Origin of the sequence: Halomonas sp. R57-5 (assembly GCF_900070345.1) — a bacterium.
Taxonomy (GTDB): domain Bacteria; phylum Pseudomonadota; class Gammaproteobacteria; order Pseudomonadales; family Halomonadaceae; genus Vreelandella; species Vreelandella ventosae_B.
In genome coordinates this window covers 272078-290067 of sequence record NZ_LN813019.1, presented here as the reverse complement: position 1 = coordinate 290067, position 17990 = coordinate 272078, and the positions used below count along the sequence as shown (strand labels likewise).

The 17990-nt window shown below is 57.3% G+C and carries 16 protein-coding genes; 3 read left to right on the top strand and 13 right to left on the bottom strand.

Annotation, left to right across the window (positions count from 1 at the left end; genetic code table 11):
• Nucleotides 1-1107: a metal ABC transporter permease gene (locus HALO_RS01390; RefSeq protein WP_035581820.1), complete on the top strand. Its 1107-nt coding sequence runs from the start codon at nucleotides 1-3 to the stop codon at nucleotides 1105-1107.
• The gene (locus tag HALO_RS01385; protein WP_050712891.1) at nucleotides 1104-2024 is read left to right on the top strand and encodes a metal ABC transporter permease; all 921 of its coding nucleotides are present in this window, start codon (nucleotides 1104-1106) and stop codon (nucleotides 2022-2024) included. Before HALO_RS01390 ends, HALO_RS01385 begins: the two co-directional genes overlap by 4 nt.
• 97 nt (nucleotides 2025-2121) lie before the next feature.
• Here HALO_RS01385 and urtE read toward each other — a convergent pair whose 3' ends face one another.
• From urtE to HALO_RS01335, 10 genes are all read right to left on the bottom strand, one after another.
• Entirely contained in the window at nucleotides 2122-2829 is a 708-nt protein-coding gene (gene urtE / locus HALO_RS01380) for an urea ABC transporter ATP-binding subunit UrtE (protein WP_050712890.1), read from the bottom strand.
• The gene (gene urtD, locus HALO_RS01375; protein WP_035581829.1) at nucleotides 2829-3665 is read right to left on the bottom strand and encodes an urea ABC transporter ATP-binding protein UrtD; all 837 of its coding nucleotides are present in this window, start codon (nucleotides 3663-3665) and stop codon (nucleotides 2829-2831) included. Before urtD ends, urtE begins: the two co-directional genes overlap by 1 nt.
• Complete coding sequence (gene urtC, locus HALO_RS01370) at nucleotides 3662-4834, bottom strand: urea ABC transporter permease subunit UrtC (protein WP_050712889.1); 1173 nt, start codon at nucleotides 4832-4834, stop codon at nucleotides 3662-3664. Before urtC ends, urtD begins: the two co-directional genes overlap by 4 nt.
• Nucleotides 4835-4837: 3 nt before the next feature.
• A complete protein-coding gene (urtB, locus tag HALO_RS01365) occupies nucleotides 4838-6451 on the bottom strand; it encodes an urea ABC transporter permease subunit UrtB (protein WP_050712888.1) in 1614 nt (537 codons plus the stop codon).
• A 105-nt stretch (nucleotides 6452-6556) separates the two neighbouring features.
• Entirely contained in the window at nucleotides 6557-7918 is a 1362-nt protein-coding gene (urtA, locus tag HALO_RS01360; RefSeq protein WP_050712887.1) for an urea ABC transporter substrate-binding protein, read from the bottom strand.
• Between the two features lie 429 nt (nucleotides 7919-8347).
• Nucleotides 8348-9850 carry a tripartite tricarboxylate transporter permease gene (locus tag HALO_RS01355; RefSeq protein ID WP_050712886.1) on the bottom strand — a complete coding sequence of 501 codons (1503 nt, stop codon included), beginning with the start codon at nucleotides 9848-9850 and terminating at the stop codon, nucleotides 8348-8350.
• Between the two features lie 54 nt (nucleotides 9851-9904).
• On the bottom strand, nucleotides 9905-10387 hold the full coding sequence (locus tag HALO_RS01350) for a tripartite tricarboxylate transporter TctB family protein (RefSeq protein WP_035581842.1): 483 nt from the start codon (nucleotides 10385-10387) through the stop codon (nucleotides 9905-9907).
• A 107-nt stretch (nucleotides 10388-10494) separates the two neighbouring features.
• A complete protein-coding gene (locus HALO_RS01345; RefSeq protein ID WP_050712885.1) occupies nucleotides 10495-11493 on the bottom strand; it encodes a tripartite tricarboxylate transporter substrate binding protein in 999 nt (332 codons plus the stop codon).
• A gap of 190 nt (nucleotides 11494-11683) precedes the next feature.
• The gene (locus tag HALO_RS01340; RefSeq protein WP_050712884.1) at nucleotides 11684-12427 is read right to left on the bottom strand and encodes a response regulator; all 744 of its coding nucleotides are present in this window, start codon (nucleotides 12425-12427) and stop codon (nucleotides 11684-11686) included.
• An 11-nt stretch (nucleotides 12428-12438) separates the two neighbouring features.
• Complete coding sequence (locus HALO_RS01335; RefSeq protein WP_050712883.1) at nucleotides 12439-14193, bottom strand: ATP-binding protein; 1755 nt, start codon at nucleotides 14191-14193, stop codon at nucleotides 12439-12441.
• 147 nt (nucleotides 14194-14340) lie between these two features.
• On the opposite strand from HALO_RS01335, the gene HALO_RS01330 reads away from it, so the two are divergent.
• A complete protein-coding gene (locus tag HALO_RS01330; protein ID WP_050712882.1) occupies nucleotides 14341-15063 on the top strand; it encodes a DUF481 domain-containing protein in 723 nt (240 codons plus the stop codon).
• A 13-nt stretch (nucleotides 15064-15076) separates the two neighbouring features.
• Here HALO_RS01330 and HALO_RS01325 read toward each other — a convergent pair whose 3' ends face one another.
• The 3 genes from HALO_RS01325 to HALO_RS01315 form a co-directional block, all read right to left on the bottom strand.
• The gene (locus HALO_RS01325; RefSeq protein WP_035581856.1) at nucleotides 15077-15847 is read right to left on the bottom strand and encodes an ABC transporter permease; all 771 of its coding nucleotides are present in this window, start codon (nucleotides 15845-15847) and stop codon (nucleotides 15077-15079) included.
• A 67-nt stretch (nucleotides 15848-15914) separates the two neighbouring features.
• Nucleotides 15915-16697 carry an ABC transporter ATP-binding protein gene (locus HALO_RS01320; RefSeq protein WP_050712881.1) on the bottom strand — a complete coding sequence of 261 codons (783 nt, stop codon included), beginning with the start codon at nucleotides 16695-16697 and terminating at the stop codon, nucleotides 15915-15917.
• Nucleotides 16698-16699: 2 nt separating this feature from the next.
• Nucleotides 16700-17743 carry an ABC transporter substrate-binding protein gene (locus tag HALO_RS01315; RefSeq protein WP_035581860.1) on the bottom strand — a complete coding sequence of 348 codons (1044 nt, stop codon included), beginning with the start codon at nucleotides 17741-17743 and terminating at the stop codon, nucleotides 16700-16702.
• Nucleotides 17744-17990: the final 247 nt, after the last annotated feature.

The window sequence follows — 17990 nt, the reverse complement described above, 5'->3', positions numbered from 1 at the left end:
ATGGTGTGGCTTGAGCTTTTATCTGACTACACCTTTCAGAATGTAGTCATTGGCGCCTCGCTGCTGGGGCTGATCAGCGGCCCGCTGGGCTGTTTTGCGGTGCTGCGTCGCCAAAGCCTGCTGGGAGACGCGATTTCCCACGCAGCCCTTCCCGGCATCTGTTTAAGCTTTATCATCACCGGCAGCCGGGATATTGGCGGAATTATTATTGGTTCACTGATCACCGGCTCCGCCGCCGCGCTGATTATGCTGATGCTGACGCGCTTAAGTCGCCTGAAAACGGACGCAGCCCTGGGCGCCTGCCTCAGTATCTTTTTTGCCGTGGGCATCGTTCTGCTCACCTATATCCAGAGTACCAATAACGCCTCCCAGGGCGGTCTTGAGGCCTTTCTTTTCGGCCAGGCCGCCGCGACGCTGCGCTCCGATTTATGGGTGATGGGCAGCATTACGCTGGTCACGCTGCTACTGCTTGCCGTCTTCTGGAAACAGGCCAAGCTGGTCACCTTTGATGCGGAGTACGCCCGCACACTCGGCATGCCTATCACCGTGATTGAAGCATCGCTCACCGCTATGGTTGCGCTAGCGGTCGTCGTCGGCCTGCAGATGGTCGGTGTGATTTTGATGGCCGCCATGATCGTGGCACCCGCGGCCGCCGCGCGACAGTGGAGCCGCCACCTAGGCGGCATGCTCACCATCGCCGCAGGCGTCGGTATTGTCAGTGGTGTTTCAGGGGCGACCATCAGCACCCTATCGCGTGGCCTGGCAACCGGCCCGCTGATTGTCCTTACCGCAACCGTCATTGTGCTTATATCGTTGGCCTTGGCGCCCGGCCGTGGCCTGCTGTGGGGCGTGATAAAGCACTATCGCCAGAAGTCAGCGCTGCAGAAACAGCAGCTACTTTATACGCTATATAAACACTCGGGTGACCCCTCATGCGCCCCTTCAACGCTCGGTTCACGCAGGATGCTCAACAAGCTTAAGCAGCAAGGCTACCTAACCCGCTCTCCACGCGGTGCCACCCCAAGCGACGACGGCTGGGGGCTAACGGCACAGGGCCAGGCGGAGGCTAGAAGAGTGATCGCGGCTTTTGAGGAATTAGCATCATGATGGCAGAGCTACTGACCACAACTGCCCTGCCCATTATGCTAGTGGGCGCGATGGTAGGCATCGCCTCCTCGGCGGTGGGTACCTTTTTAGTGCTGCGCGGCAACAGCATGTTATCCGACGCAATCAGCCATTCGATTGTGTTTGGCATCGTCATCGTCTGGCTGCTGACCAAGCAACAGAGCGGGCCGGTACAACTGATCGGGGCCGCCTTCACCGGGCTGTTAACCGTCCTGCTCACCGAAGCCTTAGCGAGCACCAAACGGGTCAAGCAGGATACCGCTATCGGCTTGGTCTTCCCTGCGCTGTTTTCTATCGGCGTGCTGCTGTTKAATATTTATGCCAATGATGTGCATATCGACACACATACCGTGCTGCTCGGGGAGATCGGTTTTGTCTGGCTGGATACACTCGACATCTTCGGCCTGCCCATCCCCCAGGCGCTGGTATCGATGAGCGTGATGACGGTGCTCAACTACGCGTTTATCGGACTCTTTTATAAGGAGCTGAAGCTGGCCACCTTCGATCCGGCGCTGGCCAAAACGTTCGGTTTTATGCCCTCGATTCTTTTCTATGTGCTGCTAATGCTAACAAGCTCTACTGCCGTGGCGGCCTTTGATGCGGTAGGCGCGGTGCTGTTTATCGCCTTTGCCATTGTTYCCGCCTCCGCCGCCTATTTGCTGACCGACCGGCTGTGGATGATGTTTATCATCGGTGCGCTAATTTCTATCGCCTCGAGTATTTCTGGCTACTACCTCGCAGTGTATCTCAACGTCTCCATTGGCGGCATGATGGCCGTCATGACCGGCGTATTCCTGATGCTCGCCTTTCTGGCAGGGCCACGCTACGGCGTGATTACCCAACTGGTCAAACGCCAACGGGCACGCTGGGCGCCGGTGGAACCGCCGCCCAGCGTTTGAAGCCCAGCTTTTGGAAACACCGCTCATCCGCGCGCAAAAAAGCGACCGCCTTTCGACAACCGCTTGGCCGGGCAGGCGGTAACCGGGTGTGGATAACTTACACCGTCAGATGCTGCTTGATCAGCTCATTGGAGAGCTCGCTGATCTTCCCTTTGGCCACCGGGCGGCCGCGATCCATGATCACAAAGCGGTCGGCGTACTTGCGGGCAAAGGGCAGCTTCTGCTCCACCAGTAGTACCGTAAGGCCATCCTCGTTGATCAACTGACGAATCACCTGGCCGATTTGAGCGACGATATTGGGCTGAATGCCCTCCCCCGGTTCGTCCAAAATGAGCAGTTTGGGTTCGATGACCAGCGCACGGCCAATCGCCAGCTGCTGCTGTTGCCCACCGGAAAGGTCGCCGCCACGGCGGTGTTTCATCTCCTTGAGCACGGGGAACAGTTCATAGACCCGCTCGGGAATCTTTTTTAGCCCGTCACTGCGGGCGGCAAGGCCGGTGCGCAGGTTCTCCTCTACGGTCAGCAGCGGAAATATCTGCCGCCCTTGGGGCACGTAGCCAATTCCCAACCGCGAGCGCGCCTCAACGGCTTTTTTAGTCAGCTCGATCTCGCCGGTCTCGGCGGTGTAGCGCAGCTCGCCACTTTTGACGGCCACTTCACCCATCACGGCTTTCAGCAGCGTGGKTTTACCCACGCCGTTGCGTCCCATCACGCAGGTACACTGACCGGCGGGCACCTCAAGATCCAGATCCCAGAGGGTGTGGCTTTCGCCGTAGAACTGGTTGAGCTTTTCAATGGCTAGCATCAGGCAGCCTCCTCGTCATCGGCACCCAGGTAGACCTCGATTACTTTAGGGTCGCTGGAGACTTGATCCATGGTGCCTTCCGCCAGCACGCTGCCCTGGTGCAAGACCGTCACCTGGCGGGCAATCGAACGCACGAAACCCATATCGTGCTCGACCACCACCACGGACTGTTTACCGGCCAGCCCGGTGAGCAACTCGGCCGTGCGCTCCATCTCCTGCTCGGTCATGCCCGCCACCGGTTCATCCACCAGCAGTAGACGCGGGCGCTGCATTAGCAGCATGCCGATCTCCAGCCACTGCTTTTGGCCGTGGGAAAGAATGCCTGCAGGTTGATGGCGCAGTGCTGTCAGGCCAATGGTTTCCAGTACTTCATCGATGCGGTCTTTGATCTCGCCGGTCATGCGGGCAGTCAGGGTAGGAAAAATCCGCTTGTCCGCCGCCATGGCCAGCTCCAGGTTTTCAAATACCGACAACGCTTCGAAAACCGTGGGCTTTTGAAACTTGCGGCCAATGCCCAGGCTGGCAATATCGGGCTCGTTCATGTGCAGCAGGTTATGGCGGCTCCCGAACCATACACTGCCGCTGGTGGGCCGGGTTTTACCGGTAATAATATCCATCATGGTGGTTTTACCCGCCCCGTTGGGGCCGATAATGCAGCGCAGCTCACCGTCGTTGATGGTTAGGTTGAGGTTATTGATGGCTTTAAAACCATCGAAGCTCACGGTGACATCTTCCATGTAAAGAATCGGCCCATGGCGAACGTCCACCGGCGAGGCTTGGGGCGCCATAAAATCGAACACCCGGTCACGCTGTGTCAGCGATTGCAGAAAGCTCATGCGGAGGCCTCCTTGGACGTCTGTTGATGGTCAGGATCCGTCGTTTGTTCCTCGCGCTTGCGACGCTTGAGGTAGCGAAACAGCCCCGCCACCCCTTTGGGCAGAAACACCGTGACCAGTACGAACATCGCGCCCAGGGCAAACAGCCAGGCATCGGGCATTACGCCGGTAAAGATGGTTTTGGCGTAGTTAACTAAAATGGCGCCTATCACCGCGCCATATAGCGTGGCGCGACCGCCCAACGCTACCCACAGCACAATCTCGATGGAGAAAATCGGCGAGAATTCACTGGGGTTGATAATCCCCACTTGCGGCACGTAGAGCGCGCCCGCCAGGCCTGCGAGCATCGCCGAGACCACAAACACAAACAGCTGAAAGCGCTCGACCCGGTAGCCGAGAAAGCGCGTACGCGCTTCGGCGTCGCGGGTGGCCACGCTCACCCGCCCCAACTTGCTGGTCACAATCGCACGGCACAGGATATATCCCAGCGCCAGCGCAACGCCGGTGGCCAGGAACAACCCTAGGCGCGTGGCATCGCTGCGCAGGTCAAAACCGACGATCTCGCGGAAGTCAGTCAGGCCGTTATTACCGCCGAAGCCCATCTCGTTGCGGAAGAAAGCCAGCATCAAGGCAAAGGTCAGTGCCTGAGTGATAATCGACAGATATACACCGGTGACCCGTGAGCGGAAGGCMAAAAAGCCGAACACCAGCGCCAGCAGCCCCGGCGCCAGCAGCACCATGGCGAAGGCAAACCAGGCCATATCGAAGCCGTGCCAGAACCACGGCAAGCTGTCCCAGTTGAGGAACACCATAAAGTCGGGCAGTACCGGATGGCCGTAGGTACCGCGATCGCCAATCTGGCGCATCAGGTACATGCCCATGGCGTAGCCGCCGATGGCGAAGAAGGCGCCGTGGCCGAGGCTTAAAATACCCAGATAGCCCCACACTAGATCCACCGCCACGGCCAGCAGCGCGTAGCTTAAGTACTTACCAAACAGATTGACCGTGTAAGCCCCCACATGTAGCGGGTTCTCCGGCGGCACCGCTACGTGCAAGATGGTGACCAGTACCAGCGCGGCCAGTAGCACGCCGAGAAAAATCTGCGTGGAGCGCTCGCTGAAGGGTCGTGTTAGCCAAAAATTCGTCGATGATTCGGTCGTTAAAGACATCGCTTAGCCCTCCGCAGCCCGGCCCTTCTGCGGGAAGAGTCCACGCGGGCGTTTCTGAATGAATAGGATGATAAACACCAGCACGATAATTTTGGCCAATACCGCGCCTGCCCAGGGTTCCAGCACCTGGTTGATCACCCCCAGCGATAGGCCAGCAACCAGCGTGCCCCACAGGTTGCCCACGCCGCCGAACACCACCACCATGAAGGAGTCGATGATGTAGTTCTGCCCCAGGTTAGGGCCGACGTTGGTGAGCTGGGAGAGCGCGACACCTGCAAGCCCGGCCACACCGGAGCCCAGCGCAAAGGTCATGATATCCACACGAGTGGCACGAATGCCCATGGAGCGTGCCATGGCGCGGTTTTGGGTCACGGCGCGCACCTCAAGCCCCAGCCGCGTGCGACGCATGATCAGCATCAGCCCGGCAAACACCACCAGCGCAAAGCCGAGTACGTACATGCGGTTGAGCGTTAGCGACAGCGCATCGTTCACCACCAATGAGCCACTCATCCACTCAGGCGTGATGACGGTACGGTTAAGCGGTGAAATCACCGTGCGCACCAGTTGCTGAAGAATCAGGCTGATACCAAAGGTCGCCAGCAGCGTCTCAAGCGGGCGGCCTTTGAGGAACTGGATCACGCCGCGCTCGATCGCCACACCAGCCAAAGCGGCGACCATAAAGCCCGCGGGAATCGATAGAATCAACGCCAGCCCAGGCTGGCCGGGCAGCAGCTGCTGCATCGCCCAGGTGGTGTAGGCGCCCAGCATCATCAGCTCGCCATGGGCCATGTTGATCACGCCCATGACCCCGAAGGTGATCGCCAGGCCAATGGCCGCTAGCACCAGCACTGAGCCGAGGCTCAAGCCGAAATAGAGCGTTTCCAGACCACGATTGATTTTGAGCTGCTGCTCGATACCCAACAGGGAAGCGGCAGCGGCGTTGGCGACGACGGGATCATCCCCAGTGGCTGCCCGGCTCAACGCCACGCGGGAGCGGGGGTGAAGGCTGCCGTCCAGCGCTTCGACCCCAGCCATTTCGCCCGCTTCGGCACGGTAGATCGCCACGGCCTGAGTCAGCCGGTAGCGCACCTGCTCGTCCTCTTCCTGTTCGATCAGGTCGTCAAGGGTGGGCACCAGCTCACCATCTACTTCACCTAACAGGCGCTCGGCCGAGGTGCGGCGGCGTTCAACGTTAGGCGAGTAGAGGKCAACTACCGCGATGGCACTACGCAGTTGATTACGCAGGTTGTTGTTGATGCCGATACGCTCCAGATCACGACGGGACATCTCGCCCAGCGCTTCGCCGGTCAGTACATCGGCCACCGGCCAGTCGCGGCCGCGGTTCTCGAGCACCAGCACGAACCGGCCATCTTCGGTACGCTGCAAGCGGCCATCCAGCAAAGCCTGCAGCCAGTCTCGGGCGCGTTCGTCATCGCTTTGCAAAATGGCGGTGATCGCGTCGCCTTTGTCAGCGTAAGACTCAACGTCCAGCGCCTCTAACAACTCGAGCGCGGCGTCATCGTCGGCAGTATTCGTGGAGCTCGTTTGTGCTTGGGCGGTCACTGTGATGCTTAACAACAGTAGGCACAGCAGCCCTAAGGAAAGGAAACGCCTCATGGGGTTCTTCCTTTGGTTATCTAAAGAGGGGGAGTTAGCGTGCTCCCTCGCCACTTGGGCTTCAGCCTAGGGACGAGGGATCAGTATTACTCACTACAGGAGCTTTTACTCAGCGAGCGCCGCTTCGGCTTCTTCTGCTGCGGTGCTGCCACCGCACGAGCCGTTCACGACGTTGAAGTTGCCGCACTCCATCGGCTTGCGCCAATCGGCAATCAGGTCACGGGAGCCAGGCAGGTAGTCAGACCAGGCGTCGCCGGCCACGGTAGACGGCGTCTGCCAAACGATATCGAACTGACCGTTGTCCTGAATCTCACCGATCAGCACCGGCTTGGTGATGTGGTGGTTGGGCATCATCGCCGCATAACCGCCGGAGAGGTTAGGTACGGTCACACCGATAATGGCGTCTTTCACCGTATCGACGTCTGTCGTGCCCGCCTTGCGAACCGCTTCGGCCCACATGTTGAAACCAATGTAGTGCGCTTCCATTGGGTCGTTGGTCACCGCCATATCGTCGCCGGTGTACTCAATCCAGGCATCGATAAAGTCGTAGTTGTCATCGTTATCGACGCTCATGAAGTAGTTCCATGCCGCCAAGTGGCCTACCAGCGGCCCGGTATCAATACCGGTAAGCTCCTGCTCGCCCACGGAGAAGGCGATGACCGGAATATCGGCAGCGTCGATACCCTGGTTGGAGAGCTCGGTATAGAACGGCACGTTAGCGTCGCCGTTAACCGTCGAGATTACGGCGGTCGGTTTAMCCTCTTCACCGAAGCGGCGAATTTCCGCCACGATGTTTTGCCAATCGGAGTGACCGAACGGCGTGTAGTTAACCATGATGTCCTCTTCCGCGATGCCGTGTTCGTCCTTGAGGAAGGCTTCAAGGATACGGTTGGTGGTACGCGGGTAGACATAGTCGGTACCCACCAGCGCAAAGCGCTCGATACCGACTTCGTTGATAAGGTATTCAACCGCAGGGATCGCCTGCTGGTTAGGCGCTGCGCCGGTGTAGAAGACGTTTTCAGAAGACTCTTCGCCTTCATACTGCACCGGGTAGAACAGCAGGCCGTTGAGTTCTTCTACGACGGGCAGAACGGATTTACGCGAAACCGACGTCCAGTTGCCGAAAATAACGTCCACTTCTTCCTGGTCTAGTAGCTCCCGGGCGCGTTCAGCAAACAGCGGCCAGTTAGACGCCGGGTCGACCACCACGGCCTCTAACTGACGGCCCAGCAAACCACCGGCTTCGTTCTGCTGCTCGATAAGCATTTCGACGGTGTCTTTGAGGACGGTCTCACTAATCGCCATGGTGCCGGAGAGAGAGTGCAGGATACCGACTTTGATCGGGTCATCGTCCTGGGCGGCGGCCTGGGTGCTAGCACTCATGATGGCAGCGGTGAGTAAAGCGGTCGCGAAACGGCCACGTGATAGGAATGGGCGGGAGTGTGTCGAGCGTTTGAGTGTGTTCATTGTTAATCTCCTTGCACCCCTTATGGCTGKGGTTTGTTATGACCGAGGCTTGATGATTGGCTTCGCACTTGGGGTTGTTGTGTTAGSTCCCCAATACGTCCACTAGCCATTAACACCTGCAAGGGATGCGCCAGATTGACACAAAGTTGTCTTATAGCTCTTTAATCAGCCACTTAATAATCATCAGAAAATCTCAACATTCACCGAATGCACCAAAATAAAGCGCAAGAACGCGGCTAAGGCACCCTCACAATGCACCAACAAGATACAGTGCACCAACTAAGTACTTGAGCTTTTTGAATACAGATCAGTAACGTAACACTTACTTATTAGTTACAACCTCACTCTTTGTTGTCAGTTAAAAAGCAGTTAAAAAAGGAGCCTTGGCATCACCAAGGCTCCTCGCTATTCACCCTTCAAATCGAGGCGTTAAACAGCCACGTCGGGTGGGACTTTCTTACGACGTTTTTTCAGCAACGGCAGACCAAGCGACAGCAGAGCGACGACCAGCAAACCAAGGGAGATGGGCTTGTCGATAAAGGTCATCCAGTCACCACCGGAAATCTGCAGTGCGCGGCGCATGGACTCTTCCATGATGTTGCCCAGAATCAGCGCTAGAATCAGCGGCGCCGCGGGGAAGCCAAACAGGCGCATGCCCAGGCCCACMAAGCCGAAGCCAAGCAGTAGCAGCAGATCAAATACGCTGAAGCTCATGCCGTAAACACCGATCATGCAGAAGATCAGAATCAGCGATAGCAGCAATGGGCGAGGCATATCGAGAATTTTAGCGATATAGGGAATCAGCGGCAGGTTAAGTGCCAGCAGGAAGATATTGCCGATATACATACTGGCAACCACGCCCCAAAACACGTCCGGGCGCTCAGTTAGCATCATCGGGCCGGGGTTAACCCCCATGACAAGCAACGCGCCTAGCAGGACAGCGGTAGTGCCTGAACCCGGCACACCCAACGTCAGCAGCGGTACAAAGGAGCCCGTACAGGCAGCGTTGTTGGCTGCTTCCGGCGCCGCCACGCCTTTGATATTGCCCTGCCCAAAGGTGTGACCATCTTTGGCAATGCGCTTTTCCATGCTGTAACCCAGGAACGAACCGATGGTCGCGCCCGCGCCTGGCAGTACCCCGGTGAAGAAACCCAATATCGAACTACGACCAATAGGGCCAGCGATTTCTTTCACTTCGCTACGTGACAATTTCAGCGAGCCAATCTCATTGCGCGGCATTTCTTTGCCACCGCCGCCACGCAGCAGCATGTAAAAGACTTCGGCAAGGGCGAAAATACCCAGGGCTACGACCAGGAAGTCGATGCCATCCAGCAACTGCACTGAACCGAAAGTAAAGCGCTCAGTACCGGTCTGCATGTCGATACCGATAATAGAAATAATCACCCCCACCACGGCGGCAATTAGCCCTTTAACCAGGGACTTATCCGACAGCGAAACGACAGCGGTTAAGCCCAGCACCATTAAGGCGAAATACTCAGAAGGGCCAAAGCTCACGGCTACTTTCGACAGCAGCGGGGCAATCAGCATCAAGAAAATAACGGAAATGGTACCACCGATAAAGGAAGCGTAGGCGGCAATCGCCAGCGCTTTACCCGCCTGACCTTTTTTAGCCATCGGGTAGCCGTCAAAGGAGGTCGCCACGGTACCCGCCACGCCAGGGGCGTTAAGCAGGATCGACGACGTGGAGCCACCAAAGATGGCGCCGTAGTAAACCCCGGCCATCAGGATCAAGCCCGATGAAGGCTCCATGGCAAAGGTGATAGGAATCATCAAGGCAAGTGCACTGATAGGGCCCAGACCCGGCAGCATGCCGATAATGGTGCCAGCAAATACGCCGGCAAATACGTAGGCAATATTGATTGGCTCAAGCGCGATGCCAAAGCCGTACATCAAATTATTGAAGGCATCCATGGGAATTACTCTCTCAAGAACTGCTAGCGGAAAGACCTGCTAACAAGGCTTTGTTTAGAAGGGCAGCACGCCAGTGGGCAGGTAAACATCCATCACCTTCGTCATGGTCAGGTAGAGCGCCAGCACTACCCCCAGCGACGTAGCGAGGTTGACCCCATGGCGGCGATAACCGTAGTAGGCCGTCAGACCAACGCAGAGCAGCGTTGAAGCGAGTACAAACCCTAGCGGTACCAGCAAAAACGCATAGGCGGCAATCGCTAGCGAGGTCACGATGACCCGCGCCCATGGCGTAAACAGCCTTGGGCCTTGGGTGGCCTCATGATCTATCTCATCGGCACCGGCTATCGGAGTAGGTTTCTCGAAAAACAGAAACACCGACAGGATCAGTAGCGCGAAGCCTAATACTTTAGGAAAAAGGTCAGAGTCGACCGGACGCGGCAGGGGGAAAGTAGGGATTTGCCACGCCATCGCGATATAGCCAGTAGCGAATACCGCAAATACCAGTGCTAACCACTGATTGGTATTTAAACGAGTCATAGGAGTCTCTCCGAAGGAGCCAACACGCCTCCAGCGGTTAACAACACGTGGTTAACGACCGGAGACTCCCAGCCGCGCTTGGGCGGCTGGGTGATACAGGAGTGGGATTACTGGCGCAGTAGGMCAAGCTCGCTCAGCACATCGCTGAACTGCTCTTGCTGCTGATCCAGAAAGGCGCCAAATTCTTCGCTGTTTTGATAGGCGTCGATCCAGCCCAGCTGGTCGCTTGCTTCGCGCCATGCGTCAGTTTCCAACATTTCGGCGAACAGATCTTCGTAGTAGGTGACTGCTTCTTCAGGCATACCGGGAGCGCCCATCACGCCGCGCCAGATATCGAAGGTGTAGTCGAAGCCCTGCTCTTGATACGTCGGCACTTCGCTCAAACCGCCACCCAAACGCTCTTCAGAAGAGACGCCTAGCGCACGCAGCTGGCTGCCTTCGCCTAATTGGCCAACCGCTTCACCGGCACCGCCGACAACGGCTTCGATGTGGCCGCCCATCAGGTTAGTCATGGCGTCGCCGCCACCCGAGAACGGGATGTAGTTGACTGCTGAGGCTTCCATACCCGCCGCCGAGGCAAGGCCTGCAATGGCGATATGATCCATGGAGCCTGGGGCACTGCCGCCACCCACGCTCAGGCTGGGGTCTTCTTTCAGCGCGGTGAGCAGATCTTCAAGATCTTGATACTCGGAGTCCGCCGCGACCAGAATGATTGAGTAGTCGGTGTTAATCCGCGCGACCGGGGTAAAGTCGGTGTGGTCATAGCGCGAGGCGCCTGCCAGCGGCACCAGAATCATCGGCGGGCTGGTGGCAAATAGCTTGTGCGGGTTGCCTTCATCGCGCGCCACTTGCGCCCAGGCCACGGCACCACCGCCACCGGGAACGTTGATCGCAGCAAAGCTCTCATCGGCCATTTCTTCTTGCTGAATCACCCGTGACATGGTGCGCACGAGGGTGTCCCAACCACCGCCGGGGTTAGCCGGTGCGACGAATTCGATGGAGCGGCTCGGCGTCCACTCTTGCGCCTGTGCGGCGGTCGTCATGGCGGCAAAAGCGGCGAGGGGTAGCGCAACTACAGATAAACGCTTGAGGGTAAGCGAGGTCATGATGGCGTTCTCCACGTATCAGTGTTGTTGTGTGATGATGTTGCTATGTAGAGCTTCTTATTGTGAGACTGCACGCCGCGAACGTTAGAAGACCATGCCCCTGACCGACAAGCTTGTGCGCATAAAAGACAAAAAGTTCTTTATGGGCATTTTGTTCATTTTGTTCACACTGGCTACTTATAGCATGCACTTATAGAGAGTCTAGCCACTTGTGTGCCGCCYCCMACAGCCGATAGCGACGCTCGGGCCGCCCTACATCACCATAGCCCAGCTCGGCACTGACTGCCTGCTCGGCGACCAAAAACTCTAAATAGCGTCGCGCGGTAGAGCGGCTGGCACCCATGGTGCGCGCCATCTGCATGGCGGTAAGGGAGTCAGAGGCGTCTGCCAGGGCATCAATTACCCGGCGCAACGTCAGCCGATCAATGCCCTTGGGCAGGGCTTGAGACTGAGCATGCGATTTAGCCCGCGACGGATCGCCGGGCTGTAAGCGCGCCAGCACGGTATCCAGTTCGTCTTGGTTCATCTCGGCACGGTTGGCCAAGGCTTCACGCTCGCGACGAAAGCGGGTCAGCATTTGGGTCATGCGTGTGGCTTCAATGGGCTTAATAAGGKAGTCAAACACCCCACCACGCAGCGCCTCGCTGATGGTTTCCACTTCTCGTGCGGCGGTAACCATGACGATATCCACATGCACATAGTCGCGGCGAATCGCCCATAGCAGCTCCAAGCCTTCAACATCAGGCAGGTAGGCATCGAGCAAAATCAAATGGATGCTAGCGGCCTGCTCGGCCATGATGGCCTTGGCCTCACTGCCATTGCGCGCCATGCCAACCACATAAAAGCCATCGCTCTGTTCAATAAAGGCCCTGTGAATATCGGCAATGCGAAAATCGTCTTCAACGACCAAAATACCGTACTGCCCATCAGACATTGCCTGCCTCCCTAGCTGTCGTGGTCACTGTTTTTGGTACTGCTTTGGAATTGTTGTTGAGAGCGCTGTTGATAGCGTTGTTGAGACTGATGCTGGTCTGGCTGCGCGCAGAGCGAGCGATCGAGCACCGCGATAAAGCACGCCCCGCCTAGTTCACTCTCTTCCAGAGTCACGGCGCCGCCGTGCTGACGGCAGAGCCTGGCCACCAGCGCCAGGCCAATGCCCTGGTGCTTGCCCGTTTTGGTCGAAAAGCCTTCCTGGAAAATCGACTCAGCGAACTGGGCAGGCACTCCGGGCCCGTTGYCCTCCACTTCGATCAACAGCTGCTCGCCCAAATCAGTAAAAAACAGACGTACTTTGGGCTCGTTAGTCGGCCCATTCAGCGCTGCGTGGCAGGCGTTGTCCAGCAGGTTACCCACCACGCTCATCATCACCTCTTGCCCGGTGGGTGTTAGCGGGCAGGAGAGCGAGCTTTGCTCATCGATTTCCAGCGTCACGCCCAGTTCCCGGGCGCGGGTGAGTTTACCCAGCAGGGTGCCGCTAAGCACGGCGTCGGCTACATTGCGCATTAAAAAGCTCATCTGCGCCTGGGCACGCTCGGTTTCCTGATGGATCAGCGCCAAGGCTTCCTCGATGCGCTCTAATTGCAGTAACCCAGAGATGGTGTAGAGCTTATTGGAAAACTCATGGGCCTGAGCGCGCAGCATATCCACGTCGCGGCTGGCCTGGGTTAGCGCGTGGGAGAGATCAACGATCTCGCGGCGGCTGCGGAAGGTCGCCACGGCGCCCTCAATTTCTCCCTCGTGCAGAATCGGCACGCGGTTGACCACCACCGGGTGATCGCCCAGCCACATCTCCTGGTCGAACTCCTGTTCGCCGCGCCGGAGCACCTCCAGTAGCCGCGAATTGGGCACCACCTCACGGATGGGCTGCCCCAGCAGCACATGCTCATCGTCTAAGTTGAGAAAGCGCCGCGCCTGCTGATTCACCAGGGTAATATGCCCTTCACGATTAACCGCCAGAATGCCCTCGTGGATCGACTGCAAAATGGCCTCTTTCTCCATGGCCAAGCGGGCAATTTCGTAGGGCTCCAAGCCTAGAATAACCTTCTTGAGGTGCTGCGATAGCCAGTAGGCACCGGCAAAGCCGAGACAAATCATCAGCGCCACCAGCGCCCAGCCAAAGCTGTTGTAGCGGGCTACGTCCATGGCCACGCGATCCATCATAAAACCGACGGAGACCAAGCCAATGATATTGCCCTCTTCGTCCCAAATGGGCGCTTTGCCACGAATGGCAGTACCCAATGAGCCGGTTGCTTCTGAGACATAAAATTGACCATGAATCAGCGCCTGATCATTATCCCCGCCTMCCATTGGCTTACCTATCCGCTCGGGCACCGGGTGAGAGTAGCGAATACTTCGGGCATTGCCCACAACGACGTAGCGAGCACCGGTTTCATGGCGAATTCGCTCCGCTAGGGGCTGAATAATGAAAGCGGGGTCGGGGATCGCAAAGGCATTAATAATTTGCGGCATCGAGGCCACCGTTTTGGCCACCGCCAGCGCTCGTTCGCCCATCTGCTGGCTAATAATTTCCGCCTTGCGGTGATTGAGATAGGTGCCCTGTGCCAGTAGCATGCCCGCTAATAGCAGCCCGACCAACAGCATCACCTGCAGGCGAAAGCTGCGCTTATACCAACTGCGCCTTGCGCGGGTTCGACGCCAGCGCTGCAGATCGGCTAATGTTCGGGGGCGAGAAACGCTCATAGGTAGACTCAAAATGCGTGACCGCACCATTATGGCACGCGCCAGCAAACGACGTTAATTGCCATCACTCATGTGATCGTTCGCTGATATAATAGTCCTCGGCCTAAACCAAGGAGGGATGTAGTGGCAATCGTTAGATGGATTATTATGCTGGCCTGCTGGCCGCTGTGGTTAAGCGCTGCCTATGCCAACCCGTTTTACGCCCCACCGCCTCCCCAGGAAGATGCGCCGGTGTTCAGTGGCGATGCCGAGCTGGGCTTTACTCACCTTTCGGGCAATACCAATAGCCAAACGCTGATCGGCAAAACGCTGCTGACATGGTTAACCGGTAATTTTACCTACTCACTGCGCGGTGAAGTGCGCACGGTGAGTAAAGATAACGAAACCAGCGCCGAGCAGTACCTGGTCGCCGGACGCGAGCGCTATGAGCTAGACGGCCCACACTATCTATTTGGCTTTGCTCGCTGGGAGAAGGATCGTTTTGCCGGTTATGACCAGCAGCTGTCCGCGATTGGGGGGTACGGGCGCCAGATTCTGGAGAACGACACCCACACCCTGTCGTTAGAAGCGGGCCCTGGCTATCGTCATGACCGGCTACGCGAGTACGACGATGAACGCTTGATGGTGACCTACACCGCGCTGGATTATCGCTGGGGGTTTTCCAGCTACGCCGATATTCAGCAGGAAATGTCGGTAGAGTATACCAACCAGAACACCACCTCCCGCTCGCTAACGGCGCTTACTGCCCGGCTTAACTCGAAGCTGTCGCTGCGCTTATCCCACGAAATAAAGCACAATTCCCAGCCGCCCGATGACACCAGTGCGCGCACCGACAGCACCACTAGCGCTTCGCTGCTCTATCGTTGGTAAGTCCAATACTGGCTTAGCGATTCTGCCCCCGGTGCGCCCATCCGGTCATACGCTTTTCCAACTGCGCAAACAGCTCGTACATCACCATGGCCATGGCGCTGATCACCAGCAGCCCGGCAAAGACCAGCCCCATGCGCATTTGCGAGCCAGCGCTCATCATCAGATAGCCAATGCCCTGGTTCGAAGCGACGGTTTCTGACACCACCGTGCCTACAAACGCCAGGGTAATGGCGACTTTCAGTGAAGCAAAGAAGTAGGGCAGCGAGCGCGGCAGGCCGACTTTCAGCAACACATCCATACGCCGCGCGCCCAGCACCCGCAGCACATCCTCCATTTCAGGCTCTAGCGTGGCCAAACCGGTGGCCACGTTGACCACAATCGGGAAGAAGCAGATTAAAAAGGCGGTGAGAATCGCCGGTACCGAGCCAATCCCAAACCAGACCACTAGAATGGGTACAAAGGCGACCTTAGGAATAGCATTAAAGCCCACCAGCAGCGGGTAGCAGGCGTTATACAGAAAGCGTGACGAGCCGATAATAAAGCCCAACACCAGCCCCACGGCCACACCCAGGCCAAAGCCAATCAGCGTGGTCCAGAAGGTTTGCCAGGAGTGCATAGCGATAGGCCCGGAATACGTTACCAGCGCCTGGGCGGTTTCCAATGCACTCGGGAAGATAAAGCTGGGCACATCAAACACCCGCACCGTGACTTCCCAGATGATGACCAGTGCCACCACCGCGATCCACGGCGCGAGCCTTTCAATCAGTTTGCTATTTTTAATCATGTAAGCGCCTTTAATCAGGTGCTGAGAGCTTTTATTAAGTGCAGGTATCAAGTGCCCCGGACTCTTATCAAGTACTACGTACTTCGCCAATTTGTGCCCGTAGCTCCTGAACCAAATCTATAAAGGGKTTTTGGTAGGTGGTTTCCAGTGCGCGGGGTCGCGGCAGCTCGATTTGGCGGCGCTCGATTACTCGGCCTGGGCGGCGGCTCATGATGTAGACGGTATCGGCCAGAAACGCTGCCTCGCGCAGGTCGTGGGTCACCAGCACTACCGTAAAACGCTGCGCCTCCCACAGGTCACGCAGCACACACCACAGCTCTTCGCGGGTAAAGGCATCCAGCGCACCGAAGGGTTCATCCAGCATTAGTAAACGCGGCTGGKGAATCAGCGCCCGGCAGATCGACGCCCGCTGCTGCATGCCGCCGGAAAGCTGCCACGGGTACTGCTCTTCGTAGCCTTCAAGCCCAACGGTCTTGAGCAGCTTGCGCGCCCAGCCGACAAACTCTGCGCGCCGCTTACGAAACTGATGGCGGTAAGGTTTGACGATTTCCAGCGGCAGCAAGACGTTATCCAAGGTAGTGCGCCAGGGCAGCAGGTTGGCGTTTTGAAACGCCATGCCAGAGATCTTCAGCGGCCCGGTGACCGGCTCTCCATCCACCTGAACAGCCCCGGTCGTGGGCGCATGCAAACCGGTGCAGAGTTTCATAAAGGTCGACTTTCCGCACCCTGAAGGCCCCACGAAGGCGACAAACTCGCCTTCGTGGATGCTCAGGTTGATATCTTCAATGGCGTTGCCTGATCCATCGTAGGCAAGGCTAACGTCATCGAAGGTGACGAACGCTGCCGACATGCTTATTCGTCCTCTGCCGAAAACAGCATGCGCTCTTCCTGGGGTGGTAAGTAGTTTGCATTAAACACCTGGTCTGGAGACGGCACAGAGGGTAAGTCATAGGCGTCGGCAACAAGCTGAATGGCTTCCTGCAGGCGCGTTTCATCCACCCCGCCTACGCCATTCTCACGGGCATCAGGGGTATCCACGACGCTCTCCAGAGCGAGCTTCAAACGCCGGGTTTCCATCTCTACGTCGATCAAACCGTCACGGTTTTTGACGTACTCAATGGCAGCTTCTGGGTCGGCAATGGTCTCGCCCAGGGCCCTATTGAAGGCGCGCAGAAAGCCCTGCACGGCGTCTGGATTAGATTCGGCGAAGGATTCGCTGGCAATAATCGCGTTACCGTAGAGCGGCACGCCATAGTCGGGGAACGGCATAATCGTCAGTTCATCTTCACTCATACCGCGCTCTTCAAGATTGAGCAGGCTAGTAAAGTAAAAGCCGGTGATCGCGTCCACATCGCCACGAGTGAGCAGCGTTTCACGCAGCGTGGGGTCGACGTTCTGCCACTCTACTGCGTCGGCTTCCATGTCATTAGCGGCGGCAAACACGCCCCAGGCGCGGTAACCGGTGTCAAAGGCGGGCGCCGCGATGGTTTTACCGGCTAAATCAGCCGGGCTTTCGATACCGCTCTCTTTACGGGCGAACACCGCCGCTGGGGTGCCGTCGTAGACGATATAGACGCCCTGAATGCCGGGGCCATCGGGGTTTTCGGCGAGAAATTCGACCAGCGCATTAAGATCGCCAAAGCCCATTTCGTAGGCCCCGGACGCCACGCGGTTAATCGCGCCCGCTGAGCCGCTGCCCGAATCGATCTGAACGTCCAGCCCCTCTTCGGCGAAGTAGCCTTTTTCAGCGGCCATTAAAAACGGCGCGGAAGGCCCTTCAAAGCGCCAGTCCAACTGGAAACGTATTGGAGTGTCATCGGCATGGCTGACAGCCGGTATTAAAACCAACGCGACAGCGCAGCCCGTTAGCCAGCGCAGAGTCGAAAAAACGGGCATTGCAGTCGAAAAATTTAGTCTTGAAGCGGGCGTCGTCATTGTGAGCATACCTTGTATACAAAATATGCTTTAGCTTTGCAGCAATGCTGCCATTTTGAGTTTTTTAATGGTTTATCAAACTGTTAGACAATTTTTTCGGCTGCCACTCGTAACTTAATTTATCCAAAATGGTGCATTTGCACCCTGCCAACGCACCAAGATAAATCATGTTAGACGTTAGTCTAAATTGGCGGTATACTATGCTCAG